Source organism: Salinispora cortesiana (assembly GCF_000484695.1).
GTDB classification, from domain to species: domain Bacteria; phylum Actinomycetota; class Actinomycetes; order Mycobacteriales; family Micromonosporaceae; genus Micromonospora; species Micromonospora cortesiana.
In genome coordinates this window covers 46710-61790 of the sequence record NZ_AXVR01000027.1, presented here as the reverse complement: position 1 = coordinate 61790, position 15081 = coordinate 46710, and the positions used below count along the sequence as shown (strand labels likewise).

The 15081-nt window shown below is 71.5% G+C and carries 14 protein-coding genes, 1 tRNA gene and 1 pseudogene; 9 read left to right on the top strand and 7 right to left on the bottom strand.

Translation table 11 applies throughout. The annotated features are described in order from the left end of the window. Positions 1-112 (bottom strand): annotated as a pseudogene (locus K228_RS30395) (IS5 family transposase); the annotation flags it as partial. A gap of 416 nt (positions 113-528) precedes the next feature. On the opposite strand from K228_RS30395, the gene K228_RS0113875 reads away from it, so the two are divergent. Next, complete coding sequence (locus K228_RS0113875) at positions 529-933, top strand: toxin-antitoxin system YwqK family antitoxin (RefSeq protein ID WP_025618981.1); 405 nt, start codon at positions 529-531, stop codon at positions 931-933. Positions 934-1020: 87 nt separating this feature from the next. Here the strand turns inward: K228_RS0113875 and K228_RS0113870 are convergent. The 3 genes from K228_RS0113870 to K228_RS0113860 form a co-directional block, all read right to left on the bottom strand. Then, positions 1021-1093 (bottom strand) — tRNA-Arg (locus K228_RS0113870). Between the two features lie 85 nt (positions 1094-1178). Beyond that, positions 1179-2216, bottom strand: coding sequence for an alpha/beta hydrolase (locus K228_RS0113865; RefSeq protein ID WP_025618980.1), 1038 nt, complete (start codon positions 2214-2216; stop codon positions 1179-1181). A 103-nt stretch (positions 2217-2319) separates the two neighbouring features. Continuing rightward, positions 2320-2709: an HPF/RaiA family ribosome-associated protein gene (locus K228_RS0113860; protein WP_025618979.1), complete on the bottom strand. Its 390-nt coding sequence runs from the start codon at positions 2707-2709 to the stop codon at positions 2320-2322. 299 nt (positions 2710-3008) lie between these two features. On the opposite strand from K228_RS0113860, the gene K228_RS0113855 reads away from it, so the two are divergent. From K228_RS0113855 to K228_RS0113845, 3 genes are all read left to right on the top strand, one after another. Beyond that, the gene (locus K228_RS0113855) at positions 3009-3773 is read left to right on the top strand and encodes a single-stranded DNA-binding protein (RefSeq protein ID WP_025618978.1); all 765 of its coding nucleotides are present in this window, start codon (positions 3009-3011) and stop codon (positions 3771-3773) included. 246 nt (positions 3774-4019) lie between these two features. Continuing rightward, on the top strand, positions 4020-5021 hold the full coding sequence (locus K228_RS0113850; protein WP_025618977.1) for a cobalamin biosynthesis protein: 1002 nt from the start codon (positions 4020-4022) through the stop codon (positions 5019-5021). After that, complete coding sequence (locus tag K228_RS0113845; RefSeq protein ID WP_025618976.1) at positions 5018-6589, top strand: cobyric acid synthase; 1572 nt, start codon at positions 5018-5020, stop codon at positions 6587-6589. Before K228_RS0113850 ends, K228_RS0113845 begins: the two co-directional genes overlap by 4 nt. 56 nt (positions 6590-6645) lie before the next feature. On the opposite strand, the gene K228_RS0113840 is transcribed toward K228_RS0113845, so the two are convergent. Then, positions 6646-7047 (bottom strand): rhodanese-like domain-containing protein, encoded by a 402-nt coding sequence (locus K228_RS0113840; protein ID WP_029723569.1) that lies wholly within the window; start codon positions 7045-7047, stop codon positions 6646-6648. Between the two features lie 136 nt (positions 7048-7183). Between K228_RS0113840 and K228_RS0113835 the strand changes: the two genes are divergently transcribed. The 3 genes from K228_RS0113835 (at position 7184) to K228_RS0113825 (ending at position 9630) form a co-directional block, all read left to right on the top strand. Beyond that, on the top strand, positions 7184-7864 hold the full coding sequence (locus K228_RS0113835) for a uridine kinase family protein (protein ID WP_025618974.1): 681 nt from the start codon (positions 7184-7186) through the stop codon (positions 7862-7864). Further along, complete coding sequence (locus K228_RS0113830; RefSeq protein ID WP_033776890.1) at positions 7851-9212, top strand: dipeptidase; 1362 nt, start codon at positions 7851-7853, stop codon at positions 9210-9212. Before K228_RS0113835 ends, K228_RS0113830 begins: the two co-directional genes overlap by 14 nt. Positions 9213-9423: 211 nt before the next feature. After that, complete coding sequence (locus K228_RS0113825; protein WP_025618972.1) at positions 9424-9630, top strand: hypothetical protein; 207 nt, start codon at positions 9424-9426, stop codon at positions 9628-9630. 61 nt (positions 9631-9691) lie between these two features. Here the strand turns inward: K228_RS0113825 and K228_RS0113820 are convergent, their stop codons facing one another. Beyond that, positions 9692-10510: an SURF1 family cytochrome oxidase biogenesis protein gene (locus K228_RS0113820; protein ID WP_025618971.1), complete on the bottom strand. Its 819-nt coding sequence runs from the start codon at positions 10508-10510 to the stop codon at positions 9692-9694. Positions 10511-10576: 66 nt separating this feature from the next. Further along, complete coding sequence (locus K228_RS0113815; protein ID WP_025618970.1) at positions 10577-12709, bottom strand: transglycosylase domain-containing protein; 2133 nt, start codon at positions 12707-12709, stop codon at positions 10577-10579. Between the two features lie 121 nt (positions 12710-12830). Here K228_RS0113815 and cobC point away from each other — a divergent pair, with 121 nt between their 5' ends. Both cobC and cobT read left to right on the top strand, forming a co-directional pair. Continuing rightward, positions 12831-13967, top strand: coding sequence for an Rv2231c family histidinol phosphate aminotransferase CobC (gene cobC, locus K228_RS0113810; RefSeq protein WP_025618969.1), 1137 nt, complete (start codon positions 12831-12833; stop codon positions 13965-13967). Continuing rightward, on the top strand, positions 13967-15058 hold the full coding sequence (cobT, locus tag K228_RS0113805) for a nicotinate-nucleotide--dimethylbenzimidazole phosphoribosyltransferase (protein WP_025618968.1): 1092 nt from the start codon (positions 13967-13969) through the stop codon (positions 15056-15058). The genes cobC and cobT overlap by 1 nt, the downstream gene beginning before the upstream one ends. Positions 15059-15081 lie beyond the last annotated feature (23 nt).

The window sequence follows — 15081 nt, the reverse complement described above, 5'->3', positions numbered from 1 at the left end:
GTCCGCTGACGCCGGCGTCGGTGCGGGCTTGCCGCCAGGCGGTGAGGCGGGGTGCGATGAGGGCCCAGCGGGCGTCGGACAGGTCGGACGGGTAGGGGCGCCGTTCGGTCATGAAGCAGGCGTACGGTGTTGGGGCCTCGACCTGGCGGACGTCATGTCCGTCAGTGCGGGATGAAAGTGAACCAGACACGATCCCGGGGTGATATGCGCTGAAACCGGGTAGGCCTATGTCCACCGATATGTTTTCTTTCTAGGTCGGGTCGGGTATTTCGCGCTACCGAGGTCGAGGCGCGAATCGGCCATTACCGGCCCGAAGATGAAGCAAACGTCCAGTGAGTCTGTTCGAGATCCCTAGCCGCTTGCTTTCGAGCACGGTGCCATCTCGACCCGAAAGGCGATCTCTCAGCATCTAGAGGAGGCAGGCGGGTTTGGTCCGAGCGGGTCGGCCGCACCAAGGTCCATCAGCTCGACACCGCACCACTGCGCTCGATCATCCAGTGGTGCCGCTGAGCGAGAAGGGGAAAGCGCGTGAGTACCCCACCGACTTTGGACGAGAAGGACGCACAGGGCCGCAAGACCGGTCTCTGGACCGATCCGGACCCACACGGCGGTGTAATGGTTGGCGAGTATGTCGAGGGCGAGCGGCAGGGCACCTGGCGGCACTTCTTCACCGACGGCAGGTTGCGTGCGGAGGGCGGCTTCGACAACGGGACCGTGCGCGGCGAGTGGGTGTGGTATCGCTCGTCTGGCGGAATCATGCAGCGGGGCGGATTCGACCACGGACGCAAGCATGGCACGTGGACGAGGTGGAACGCCGCCGGCGAAATGATCGACCGGGGTGACTATGGCAGCGACAAGAAGGTCGGTGAGTGGACGACCTTCAACCCGGACGGCACGGTGAAACGCACGGTGACCCACCGCACCCGCCGCTGACCGTCGGCATCACGCGGGGCGGTGGGCTGATCATTCCCGGATCTGGTCCAGTTACCTCTTGAGCCGGTCAGATTAAAGAAGGTCCTGTGCGCCCGGCAGGATTCGAACCTGCGGCCTTGGGATTAGAAGTCCCCTGCTCTATCCGCTGAGCTACGGGCGCGTGCCACGGAATGTTGCCCGAGAAGGGTACCGCCGCGGGGCTCGGTCGGCGGGGAGCGGGTGGTGGTGACCGCGTCCGGCGGCAATTAGGCCTGCGGCGCCGTCGACCTCGCCTCGGCGGCCTGGTGGGGCGTCGGTGGTGCCGCCTGCGCAGTTGGGCCGCCGCTGTCGACCGCCCTGGCGCCGAGGAATCCGTCGGCCCATCGTCCGACCTCCGTCAGGACCGTTTCGCGTACGGCGGGCGCGGAGAGCGTGAGGTCGTGTAGCCCGCCGTCGACCCGGAGCAGGGTGACGTGCCGGCCGAGCCGGGGCGCCCAGCGTGCCATGTGTTCCACATCCAGCACCGAGTCGGCGCTGGCGGCCGCCTCCCGCCACTTCAGCCCCTTGAAACTGCGCGCCGAGGCGGCCACGAGCATCGGTGCCGGGATGTTCAGCCCGGTGCGGAGCTGTTGCTGGCCCCGCCGGATCGCGGCCAGCCAGCCCGCCCGGATCGGGAAGCCGCCGAGTGGCTTCCAGGCGAGGTCGTAGTTCCATTCGCCGCGGTGGTTGACGTGCAGGCTCTCGCCGTAGACGGTGCCGAGGCCGTTGGCGATGGCGCGTTTGGGTGACCGGTGGGCCAGACGGGCGACGGCCGCCGCTGCGGGGCGCCGCAGCACCCAGGGGAGGTTCAGGTCGAAGAAGGGGCTGTTGAGGAAGAGCCCGTCAACAACGCCGGCGTCCCGCCGGGCGTGTGCCCAGAGCGAGACGATCAGGCCGCCGGTGGAGTGGCCCATGCCGAGCAGGGTGTCGTGCCCGTCGTCCGATCTAATGATCTTTACGGCGGCGTCCAGCTCCGCGAAGTAGTCACCGAGGTCCAGGCAGAAGTTCGCCGTCTGGTGCGGGAGCAGGCTGCGACCGTACTTGCGCAGGTCCAGGGCGTAGAAGTCCCAGCCCTGGGCGGCGAAGTGGTCGGCGACGTGGGTCTGGAAGAAGTAGTCGACAAATCCGTGCACGTAGAGCACCGCACGGTTGGTGGGCCGCTCGGCGCGGCGGCGCACCAGGGTCGCCACCACCGGGCCCTCGTCATCGGTGCCCAGGTCGATTGTGTGCCGCTCGTAGGGCGGCCCAAGCACGTCCGGTTCCACGACTGAGACGGTACGCCGGCCAGCTACCGGACGGTAGCCCTCCTCCAGTCGTCGTGCTGGAGGAGGGCTGGGTACCTCCGAGCTGGTGGTGGTGGTGCGAACTTCAGTCGTCGGCGTCCTGCGCTGCCTTGGCTGGCGGGCCGGTGTCGCGCAGGTGCTTGTTGTGCCGGGGCTCCTGTCGGGTCTTCGCGTCGTTGAGGCGGCGGCGCAGGTCGTCCCGGACGTCGTTGAGCGCCGCCTGCAGGTCCTCCTCCGCCGAGGTGGTGACGATCTTCTGCCGGCCGGCGATCCAGCACTCCAGGGTGACCTTCTGACCCTTCGTCTCCCGGTTCTTGACCGACACCTCCAGCTCGGTGGCGTCGGCGTGGAAGCTGGCGAGCCGGGCATCGAGCATGCCGAAGTGGTCGGCGATCCAGGCCCGATCGCCCTGCGCGAAGCCGGCTCCCACCCGGAGGCACTCGTTGACGGTGGCCGGGTTCGTGACCCCGCTCATGACTGCGCCTGGCCGATGCCGGTGGTGATCGTCATCATGATCACTGACCCTTTCGTCCGGTTGCTAGCTGCTGATCCAGGTGTACCCGTTTTCTATGTTCCGGAACGTGGTCAATTCTGCTGCTTGCTCCGCTGCTGTCCCAGGGCCAGAGGCCCCTAGCACACCGGGTCTTTGAACAGGTTGTTGTCCACACCCTGCTCCGTTGTCCACAGCTCACCCCAGCGAGATGGCAGCGCCCGGCGGGGCCGGCCAGGCTCAGGTCGAGCAACTCGCGATGACAACCTGACCCGGGAGGAACGATGTTCGACACCCACGTCACGGTGATCGGCACCGCCGTGACCGCGCCCGAGTGGCGGCGCACCAACCAGAGCCAGACCCTGGTGGCCAACTTCAAGGTGGCCTCCACCGCGCGTCGCCTCGACCGCGAGAGCGGTCGCTGGGTCGACGGCAACAGTCTCCGCCTACGGGTCAACTGCTGGCGTCGGCTCGCCGAAGGGGTCGTGACCTCGGTGATGGTCGGCGACCCGGTGATCGTCTCGGGGCGGCTCCACACCCGGGACTGGACCGACGATGCCGGCAGCCACCGAACCCACTACGAACTGGAGGCCGTCACGGTCGGGCACGACCTGTCCCGTGGCCGGGGTCGGTTTCTGCGTAGCCGACCGGTGGCAACGACCGGCGCAACGGCGGATCCCACAGCGGATCCCACGCTGGAGCCCACAGCCGAGCTGCGGATGCCCGGTGCGCAGACCGAGTCGGCATCGGCTACCCCCGCCGACCGGCAAGTCGACCAGCCAGCCGACGAGGAGGTCGAGCTGACCGCGCTGCACGACCCTCCGTCCGTCGTCGGTGCCGACGTGGATCTCCTGGATGCCCCGATCGCTGACGCGGACCGGGGCGACGCTGGTTCTGGTCAGACCGGCGGGTCAGCCTCGGCCGGGAGCCCCCACCCGCCAGCGGAGGAGACCGACGAAGCCAGTCAAGCCGAGCCGGCCGGCCAGATCGCCGAGCGGGTACCGAGTGGTAGCCGAGCCCGGCGGGGCCGTGGGCGGGTGTCCGTCTGACGCCGACCAGTCTCGGGCGGGTGGTTGGCGCTGGCCGGCGAAGGTCTGGTGGGGAAGGGCGCGACGGGGCGGGGTGCCGGCTGGCGTAGGCCGTCACCCCGCGCGTCCATCGGGCTGTCATCCATCCGGCACCGTCCTCGTTCGGGTCGCCGCCCGGCTCCGTCCGCCGCCGCCGGATCGGAGCGAGACGGCCGGGCCAGCCGGACGTGGGGCTCGGCTACGCTGACCGGCCGGAGGTGATGGCCGGTGCGGCAGGCGACGGTAGCGGGGCTCGTCGCGGGGTACGTGGTGGACGCGCTGGTCGGCGACCCTCGCCGATGGCACCCGGTGGCCGGGTTCGGCCGTGCCGCGAGCGCCCTGGAGCGGCGGATCTACCGGCCGGACCGGGCGGCTGGCGCGGTCTACACCGCGCTGGCGGTGGGAGTGCCGGTGGCGCTCGGTGCCGCAGTGACGGTCGCCACCCGAGGGCGTCCCCTTGCGCGGGGAGCGGCCGTGGCGGCCGGCACCTGGGCCGTGCTCGGTGGACGCACCTTGCGCCGTGAGGCGGCGGTGCTCGGTGCGGCGCTGGGCGACGGTGACCTGCCGTCGGCTCGGCAACGCCTGGGACACCTCTGCGGGCGGGACCCGTCAACGCTGGACGAGCCGGAGCTGGCTCGCGCCGCCGTCGAGTCGGTCGCCGAGAACACCTCCGACGCCGTCGTCGCTCCACTGTTCTGGGGCGCGGTCGCCGGCCTGCCCGGGCTGCTGGGCTACCGGGCGGCGAACACACTCGACGCGATGGTTGGCCACCGCTCCTCCCGGTACGCGCGCTTCGGCACTCCCGCGGCCCGCCTCGATGACCGGCTCAACCTCGTTCCGTCCCGGCTGACCGGCCTGCTGACGGTCGCCGTGGCGCCGCTGGCCCAAGGGGACCGGGAACGGGCCTGGCGAGTCTGGCGCCGGGACCGGAACGACCACCCCAGCCCCAACGCCGGGCAGTGCGAGGCGGCCGTCGCCGGGGCGCTCGGTGTCCGGCTCGGCGGGCGCAACATCTACGCCGGCCGGGTCGAGGTGCGTCCATTCCTCGGCGACGGACCGCGTCCCGACGGGAGCCACCTTCCTCGGGTGGCCCGGATCTCCGCCGCCGTCGGGCTCGCCACGCTCGGGCTCGCGACGGCATACCCGTTGACCGTGGGCCGTCTGCTCTCCGCCGTGGGCCGACGGGCGATGAACGGCGGCCTGCGGGCCGTACGCGGGAGGCGGCGGTGAGCGGCGGGCTGCTGGTCACCGGGACCACCTCGGACGCCGGCAAGAGCGTCCTCACCGCCGGGATCTGCCGTTGGCTGCACCGGCAGGGCGTACGGGTGGCGCCGTTCAAGGCGCAGAACATGTCCAACAACTCGGCGGTCGTGGTTGGCCCGGACGGGCGCGGCGGTGAGATCGGCCGGGCGCAGGCGATGCAGGCAGCGGCCTGTGGCCTGGCCCCCCAGCTGCGGTTCAACCCGGTACTGCTCAAGCCGGGCAGCGACCGGAGCAGCCAGGTGGTGCTGCTCGGCGAGGCGGTCGACACCCTCACCACCGGTACGTTCCGGCAGCTTCGTCCCCGTCTCGCCGAGACCGCCTACGCAGCCCTGGCGCAGCTGCGAGCGGCCTACGACGTGGTGATCTGCGAGGGAGCGGGTAGCCCGGCGGAGATCAACCTACGGGCCGGGGACTACGTCAACATGGGGCTGGCGCGGCACGCCGACCTGCCCGCGATCGTGGTCGGGGACATCGATCGTGGTGGGGTGTTCGCCTCCATGTTCGGCACGGTGGCCCTGCTGGAGCCGGCCGACCAGGCGTTGGTCGCCGGATTCGTCATCAACAAGTTCCGCGGCGACTCGGGCCTGCTGGCGCCGGGCCTGGACATGCTGCGCCAGGTCACCGGAAGGCCCACCTACGGGGTGTTGCCCTGGTCGCTTGACCTCTGGCTCGACGCGGAGGACTCGCTGGCGTACGGGCGGGTACTCGGCCGTCCGGCCGCGCCCCGTGGCAGCGACTGGCTGGACGTGGCCGTGGTCCGGCTGCCCCGGATCAGTAACGCCACCGATGTTGAGGCGCTCGCCACCGAGCCGGGGGTGCGGGTGCGCCTCACCGTCGAGCCCGCCGAGCTCGCCGCCGCCGACCTGGTCGTGTTGCCCGGTTCCAAGGCGACGGTGGCGGACCTGGCCTGGCTGCGCCAGACCGGCCTCGCGGATGCCGTGCTCGCCCACGCCGCCGCCGGGCGGCCCCTGCTCGGCATCTGCGGCGGCTTCCAGATGCTCGGCCGCGGCATTCACGATCCGGTGGAGAGCGGGCAGGGCAGCGTACCCGGCCTGGGGCTGCTGCCGGTCGAGGTCACCTTCGACCCGGTCAAGACGGTCCGGCAGTCGGCCGGCACCGGGTGGGATGGCGTCCCGGTCCGCGGCTACGAGATCCACCACGGGTACGTCTCGGCCGCCGATCCCGACCTCGCCCCGCTCTTCGCGTACGCCGACAGCACCGGTGAGGGCGCGGTCGCCGGGGCGGTATACGGCACCCACTGGCATGGCGCGTTCGAGTCGGACGGGTTCCGTCGCCGCTTCTTGACCGAGGTGGCCCGGCAGGCGGGCCGACCCGGGTTCCGGGCGGCCCCGGACACCTCCTTCGCCGGCGCCCGCGAACGTTCCCTGGACCTGCTTGGGGATCTGGTCGAGGAGCACCTGGACACCGCCGCACTGTGGCGGCTGATCGAGACCGGACCGCCGTCGGGCCTGCCGTTCATCCCGCCGGGTGCACCCGACGGGGACCCGGCCGCCGGACGGGGTCCGGTTGCCTGACGGGGATTCGGTTGCCGGACGGGGATCCGGCTGCCGGACGGGGAGCAGTCCCGGAGTCAGTGACGGACGTCGGCGGGGCGCTCGGAGAGCGGGAGTCCCGCCTCCCGCCAGGCCTGCACCCCTCCGATGACGTCGGTGGCGCGACGTAGGCCCAGCGCGCGTAGGCCCGCCACGGCCAGGCTGGAGCTGTAGCCCTCCCGGCACACCACCACGACCTCCCGGTCGTACCGGGTGGCCTCCGGGATCCGCCAGGTACTGGCCGGGTCCAGCCGCCACTCCAGCACCGCCCGCTCGATGACGATCGCACCGGGCAGTTCACCCTGCTCCACCCGCTGCCGTTCGGTGCGGGTGTCGATCAGCAACGCCCCGACGCGGATCGCCTCGACGGCCTGGTGCGGGGTCAGCCGGCGCACCCCGGCGCGGGCCTGCTCCAACAGGGCATCAACGCCTGGACTCATCACGCTGTGGGACACCAGCCGATCATGCCGCCCGCGCCCGGCGACGCGCGGTCGAACGGCGTCGGTCAGCGCTACGACCGCCCGAACGGGCGACGGACCGAGGTGGCGCGGCTCCGCCGCCGGATACGGTCAGGCCGTGGCGGTAGCGGTGATGGAGTCCTACGCCCGGCTGGCGGAGCGGGTGTGTGCGGCGCCGGCACGGTTGGGGAAGACCCGGCTGGTGGCCGTGGACGGACCGAGCGGCGCGGGTAAGAGCTGGTTCACGGCGCGGCTCGCCGCTGCGCTCGCCGCCGGGCCCGGCCGGGCCCGCCCGGTGGTGATACACACCGACGACCTACTCGACGGCTGGGCCGACCAGCTCACCTTCTGGCCCCGGCTGGAGGAGTGGGTGCTGGCACCGGCGCGGGCGGGACGGGCTGGGGAGTACCGGCGGTTCAGCTGGGTCCGGCGGTCGTTCCTGCCCCGCCCGGTGCCGGTGCCGGCATCGCCGGTCCTGCTGCTGGAGGGGGTGAGCGCGGCGCGTGCCGCGGTGGCGCCGGAGTTGAGCCTCGCCATCTTCGTCACCGCCCCGGCGCAGCTGCGGCTCACCCGGGCGGTGACCCGGGACGGCCCGGGGATCCTGCCGGAGCTGCGCCGCTGGCACGCGGGCGAGCGGGCCCACTTCGCCGCCGACGGGACCTGCAACCGGGCGGACCTGGTGGTTGACGGCGCGCCGGTGCTGCCGCACGACCGGGCCCGGTACTACCTGCGGCGAGGCCGGTCGGTAAGGCCGGCATACGATGCCGGTCATGACAACACCGATCATGTCCGAGTCTGATCTGCGGGCCGCGCTCGAGCGGGAGCTGCCCGGCGTCCGGGCGGACCTCGAGCGTCTCGTCCGGATCCCGAGTATCGCGTTCGACGGCTTCGACCACACCCACGTGGAGCGTTCCGCGACCGCGGTCGCGGAGTTGATGCGGGACTGCGGCCTTGAGGTACGGCTGGCCCGCTCCGGTGGGCAGCCGGCCGTGATCGGGACGAAGGCGGCGCCGCCCGGCGCCCCGACCGTGCTGCTCTACGCCCACCACGACGTGCAGCCGGTCGGTGACCGGTCGCTGTGGGAGTCGGACCCGTTTGAGCCGGTGGAGCGGGACGGCCGCCTCTACGGCCGCGGCGCCGCCGACGACAAGGCGGGCATCATGGCGCACATCGCGGCGCTGCGGGCGTTCGGTGACTCGCTGCCGGTGGGTGTCGTGCTGTTCATCGAGGGGGAGGAGGAGTACGGCTCCGACTCGCTGGCCGGGCTGCTCGCCGAGAACCGGGACGAGCTCACCTCGGATGTCATCGTGATCGCCGACTCCACCAACTGGGACATCGGCGTGCCGGCGCTGACCACCTCGCTGCGCGGGGTCGTGAACTGCTTCGTCGAGGTCCGCACGCTGGATCACGCCGTGCACAGCGGAATGTACGGCGGCCCGGTACCGGATGGGCTGACCGCGCTGTCGCGGCTGCTCGCCACCCTGCACGACGAGGCCGGGAACGTGGCCGTGGACGGGCTGGTCAGCCGCGGCGGTGCGGCGGTGGACTATCCGGAGGACCGCTTCCGCGCCGAGGCAGGGCTGGCGGAGGGCGTGCAGCTCATCGGCACCGATCGGATCACTGACCGGCTCTGGACCAAGCCGGCCCTGGCGGTACTCGGCATCGACGCGCCAGCCACCGGGGAGGCGCCGAACGCCCTGGTCCCGGCCGCGAAGGCCAAGCTGAGTCTGCGGCTGGCGCCGGCTGATGACCCCAAGCGAGCGTACGCGGCGCTTCGTGCGCACCTGAGCAAGCACGCTCCGTGGGGTGCGCAGGTGTCGGTCACCCTGGAGCACGACGGCGATCCGTGCCGCATCGACGCCTCCGGCCCGATGTTCGACGCGGCTCGCTCCGCGTTCCGTGCCGCCTGGGACGGCACCGACCCGGTGGACATCGGGGTCGGCGGTTCGATCCCGTTCATCGCCACGTTCCAGGAGATGTTCCCGCGGGCCGCGATCCTGGTGACCGGTGTGGAAGATCCGTACGCTCGGGCGCACGGCCCGAACGAGAGCCTGCACCTGGGGGAGTTCGCCCGGGTGTGCCTGGCCGAGGCGCTGTTGCTGCGTAACGTCGCCACCGCTGGTCGGACTGAGCCCCAGCAGGGTTGAGCCCAGCGCAGTGTTGAGCCCCCACAGGGGCTCAACACTCCTGCGGGGACGGAGCTCCGCGCCCCGGAGTGGCTCTGCGGGTGGACGCGCCGGCGGCGGGTGGATAGCCCTGCGGGCGCGTCCCAGCTGTTCCGAGTGTCGGAACCATAACGTCCTGGTCTGGCTGGGCGTTTCCGGCGTGTCGGTCACCCGGTTGGTATAGCCTTCGTACATGAGTACGAACGAGGTGATGGCCCGCCTGGAGGCCGCCGTCAGTGCTTTGGGGGACGTTGACGTCTCCGCGTGGTCCGATGAGTCACTCAAGGAGCGGCTCGGTCAGCTCTCTGCCGCGCTGGTCGCACTCGATTCGACGCTCGCCCGGGTCGCTGACGGGGTGCGCGCCCGGGGCATGCGCATCGAGGAGCCCGTCTCGGTCTGACGCCCAGCCGCGCCGCCCGCCAGTGGTGCCGGTGTGGCGGCGCGGACGCCGCGCGCAATGATCAGGTGGAGGCTGCTTCGGCCGTCCGGTCCAGGGGACGTTCACGTACCACCCCGGCCCGTCGCTGGGCCTCCCGCCGGGCGAAGTAGCCGAAGCCCAGCAGCGTCATCCCGGCGAAGATCCACCACTGGACGACGTACCCGTAGTTCTGCCAGTTGTTCGTGTAGCCGACCGGTACCGCCTTGAAGGTCGGGTCGGCGGTTGGGGTCTGCTGATCGAGCAGCACGTATCCGCCGTAGATCGGGTACGGCAGCTCCCCGGCCAGCTTGGGCAGGCTGACGCGGCGGGTCTCCAGTTTGCCGTCGCGGCGGGTGACCGGGAGTGAACCGCCCTCGCCGGCGCGGATCCGGCCGGTCACGGTCACCGTGCCGGCGGGGGCCGCGGGCACGGTCGGCTGGACGGTGGCGTCCCCGCCCGGTGCGGGCGGGATCCAGCCCCGGTTGACCAGCACGGCAGTGCCGTCGGTCAGCATCAGCGGGGTCAGCACCTCGAAGCCGACCGTACGGTCCACCGATCGCCCCCGGACCAGGATCACGTTCGCGGTGTCGTACCGCCCGGTGACGTTGACCTTCGTCCAGGTCCGTTCGGTGGTGGGGGCGGGCCCGACGGTGCCGGTGTCCCCGGTGGGGGCGGCTACCGCCTCGGGTAGCGGCACCGGGTCCATCCGCTGGCCGGCGTCGATCCGTTCGTTGATCGCGGTGCGGTCGTGGTAGCGAGCCAGTTGCCAGTCGGCGAGCAAGACCATGATCACCGCCGCGACCAGGGTCAGCGCGAGCGCGCCCAGCCAGCGTGGCGTCAGCAGGAACCGGTACACGGCCATGAGGTTACCCGTAGGCGTGGCGGGGTTGATCGGTGCGATCACCGGTGGTTGCTGCCCCCTGCCTGGTCAACCGACGATCGCGTCCGAGGGGGGTGTGAAGTCGCGGGTCGGTTTGTCCTCAAGCGCGTCGCGCAGGGTGTTCGCGACCGCCTGGATGGGAATCTGCGACTGACCGTCACCGACGGCGTTGAAGGGGTTGTCCGGGTCGGAGATGAAGCTGGCCGCGGCCAGTTCGGGAGTGAACCCGACAAACCAGGCCGACCGGGTGCTGTCGGTGGTACCGGTCTTGCCGGCTACCGGGCGGCCCACGGTGCCGCGGACGCTGTCCGCCGTTGACCAGCCGCCGCAGCCGCCCCGAGCTGGGGTGTCGCCGGTGGGGCACCGGGCGGCGTCGGTGGCGGCCCGGGCGGCGTCGGCGCTGACCACCTGACGACAGCGGGGCTTGGCGACCTCCCGCTCGATTCCGCCGGCCGTCCGGTAGATCGCCGGGGTGCCATCCCGGTTGTAGATCGCCTGCACCGGGATCGCCTCGCAGTATCGGCCCTCGGCGGCGACGGCGCCGTAGGCGTTCGCCATCTCCAGCGGGGTGGCGTCGGAGACCCCCAGGGTGAAGGCGCCCCAGGTATTCGCGTTCGCCGGCGCGGCGTGGTGCCGGTCCACATCGGTGCGCCAGCGCAGTCCCAGCTGTTCGGCGAGGCGTACCGCCCGTTCTGCCCCGACCTGCTCCTCAAGCCAGACGAAGTATGTGTTGACCGATTTGCCGAAGCCGGACCACATGGTCTGCATGCCGGACATGGCGCCGCTCGCGTTCGACGGGGCCCAGCCGTTGTAGACCTCCGACCGGTACCGGTGCGGCGCGTTGAAGGTGGTGTTCAGGGTCATCCCCGCGTCGAGGGCGGCGAGCATCGGAAACATCTTGAAGGTCGATCCCGCCTGGTAGCCGGGGAGGTCTCCGCCGCCGAGCAGGGGGGTAACCGTGTTCGGGTAGTTGGCCTTGACCTTCGGGCCGGCCTCCGGGTTTCCGCTGAGTGGGTTTTGGTCCAGGTTCAGGGAGTAGGTCCGGTTCACCGCCATCGCCTTGAGTCGCCCGGTACCGGGCTCGGTGAGCACGATGCCGTTGGCGAAGGGACTGCCGGTGTTTCCCTTCGTGCCGACGTTCTCCTCGGCCGCCTCCTGGATCTTCGGGTCCACACTGAGCACGATCCGGTACCCGCCCCGGCGCAGCTTGTCCATCCGCTCCAGGCGGTTTTCGCCGAACGCGGGCTGTGCGCTCCACCAGTTCTTCACGTAGTCGCAGATGAATCCCCAGCTGTTCCACTCCTGCGGCACCGACGCGCAGTCGTTGGACGGGTAGCTCAGGGTCAGCTCGATCGGTTCGGACTTGGCGCTGGTGGCGGCGTTCGGCGAGAGGTAGCCGAGTGCGGTCATCCGGTCCAGGATGTAGTTGCGGCGGGCGGTCGCCTCCTTCTGGTCGGAGCTGGCCGGGTCGAACCGGGATGGCGACTTGACCAGTCCGGCGAGGGTGGCGGCCTCGATCACGGAGAGGTCCTTCGGGGTCTTGGAGAAGTAGATCTCGCTGGCGGCGTAGATGCCGTAGGCGCGGTGCCCGAAGTACGCGGAGTTGAGGTACCGCTCCAGGATTTGCTCCTTGGTCAGCTCCTTCTCCAGGTCCATGGCCAGCCGCATCTCCCGGATCTTGCGCAGGCTGGTCTGCTGGGTCGCCTCCTGCACCTCCTTCGGGGTCGTGGCGCTGTCCCGTAGGGCCATCCGGACGTACTGCATGGTGAGGGTGGAGGCGCCCTGGGAGATGCCGTTGGAGCGGGCGTTGGCCACGAAGGCACGGGCGATGCCCTTGGGATCTACGCCGCTGTGCTGGTAGAAGCGGGCGTCCTCGGCGGCGACGATGGCCTGCTGGATGTTCGGCGACATGTCGGTGAGCTTTGTGTACTGCCGGTACTCCTCGTAGAACATCGTCAGGACGGTCTTGCCGTCCGGCGCGTACAGGTACGAGGTCTCGGCCGGCAGGGCCGTTTTGAGGATCTTGGTTTTGTGTTCCATCGCGTGCGCCGTGACCTTGGTGCCGAGGCCGGCTGCGGCGGCGATCGGGTAGGCCAGGGCGGCGATGACGATGCCGGCGATGAGCCCGGCGCGGAGAAGTGGGACGAGACGACCGGCGGCAGCAAGGGGACGGTTGCTCACAGGGCCAAGTTATGACATTTCCGATTCGTACTAGAGAAATATTCATTAACCCGTCGCCCGTGACGCGGCCCACGTCGCGATGCGCTGTGCCACGCGCCCCCTTCCCGGCAGGATCGCGGTCATGCTTACGCAGTGGAGCGGGGGAGGGGCCGCGCCGCCGGACAACCTGCCGGATGCTCCGGTGGACAACCCACCGGACGCCTCGGCGGCACCGGAGTTCGACCTCGCTCACCATGGAGATGTCGAGGCCGTACCCGGGCTGATCGACCTCGCGGTGAACGTGCGCCAGGCTCCGATGCCGGACTGGCTGGCCGACCCGATCACCGCTGCCCTCGGTGACCTGGCCCGGTACCCGGACTCCGCTGCGGCGCGGGTCGCCGTCGCCGCCCGGCACGGCCGACCACCGGAGCAGGTGCTGCTCACCGCTGGTGCGGCCGAGGCCTTCGTGCTGATCGCCCAGGCGCTGCGCGGGATCCGCCGCCCGGTGGTGGTGCACCCGCAGTTCACCGAGCCGGAGGCGGCCCTGCGCGCAGCCGGGCACCGGGTCGAGCGGGTGCTGCTCGACCCCGGCGACGGGTTCCGACTCGACCCCGCCCGGGTCCCGGCGGAGGCCGACCTGGTCCTGATCGGTAACCCCATGAACCCGACCTCGGTGTTACACCCGGCCGTTGACGTGGCTGCGCTCGCCCGGCCCGGCCGGGTTCTCGTCGTGGACGAGGCGTTCGCCGACACCACCCTCGCGCCCGGCGTCGCCGGCGAGCCGGAGTCGCTGGCTGCCCGGTCCGATCTGCCCGGCCTGCTGGTTGTGCGGAGCCTCACTAAGACGTGGGGGCTGGCCGGGCTGCGCGTCGGCTACCTGCTCGGTGCAGCGGAGCTGCTGGACCGCCTGGCCGCCGTGCAGCCGCTCTGGCCGGTCTCCACCCCGGCCCTCGCTGCCGCAACAGCCTGCGCCGGCCCCGAAGCGGTGCGAGCTGAACGCCAGATCGCGGCCGAGCTCGCCGCCGACCGTGACCACCTCCTCGCCCGCCTGGCGGCCCTACCGGGGGTACGCGTCGTCGGCCGGCCGGCGAGCGCCTTCGTCCTCGTCCACCGTCCGGGCGCCCATGCGGTACGCCGCGCCCTGCGGGAGCGAGGCTGGGCGGTACGCCGCGGCGACACCTTTCCCGGGCTGGGTCCGGACTGGCTGCGGATCGCGGTCCGCGATCCGGCGACGACCGACGCGTTTACCACCGTGCTGGCAGAGATTCTGGAGGGATGATGCTGGAGACGACGAGGGCGGCGATCGGGCCGCTCGACGAGCAGGCGATGGCGGCCGCCGCGGACCTGCAGAGCCGGCTGACCAAACCCGCGGGCTCCCTCGGGGTGTTGGAAGACCTCTCCATTCGTCTCGCCGGCCTGGCCGGTACCTGCCCGCCGCCGCTGCCCGAGCCGGCCGCGGTGGCCATCTTCGCCGGAGACCACGGTGTGCACGCCCAGGGTGTGACGCCCTGGCCGCAGGAGGTCACCGGGCAGATGATCGGCAACTTCCTCGCCGGTGGGGCGGTGGTCAACGCCTTCGCCCGGCAGGCCGGCGCCGGGGTCACCGTCGTGGACGTCGGGGTCGCCACGCCGCCGACGCCCATCGCGGCCGCACCGCCCGGATCGGACCCGGCCGGCGGCGCCGGACCCCGGCTGGTCGAGGCGAACGTCCGGCGCGGTACCCGGGATCTGGCCGTCACCGCCGCTCTCACCCGGGTTGAGGCCCGGGCCGCGGTGGAGACGGGCATTCAGGTCGCCGGTGAACTCATCGATGCCGGAGCCGCCATCCTGCTCACCGGGGATATGGGCATCGGCAACACCACGCCGGCCGCCGCGCTGATCGCAGTCTTCGCCGAGGCTGACCCCGCCACGGTGACCGGTCGGGGCACCGGAGTGGACGATCCGACGCACCAGCGCAAGATCGAGGTGGTCCGGGCGGCGCTGCGCCGGCATGAGCCGGATCCGAGGGACCCGCTGGGCGTGCTGGCCGCGGTCGGTGGCCTGGAACACGCGGCCCTCGTCGGGCTGATCCTGGGCGCCGCCGCCCGACGGGTGCCGGTGCTACTCGACGGCGTCATCGCCGACTCGGCCGCGCTGGCCGCCGCGGCCTTCGCCCCGGCTGCCACCGGTGCGATGGTGGCCGGCCACCGTTCGGTCGAGCCGGGAGCCACGGTGGCACTGCGCCGACTGGGGCTGACCCCCCTGGTCGACCTTGGGCTGCGCCTCGGCGAGGGCACCGGGGCGCTGCTGGCCCTACCGGTGGTCGCGGGCGCCGTCCGGGTGCTGCACGAGGTCGCCACCTTCGACTCGGCGGGGGTGGCACAGAAGTGAGGCCACCAACCGTCCAACCTGGG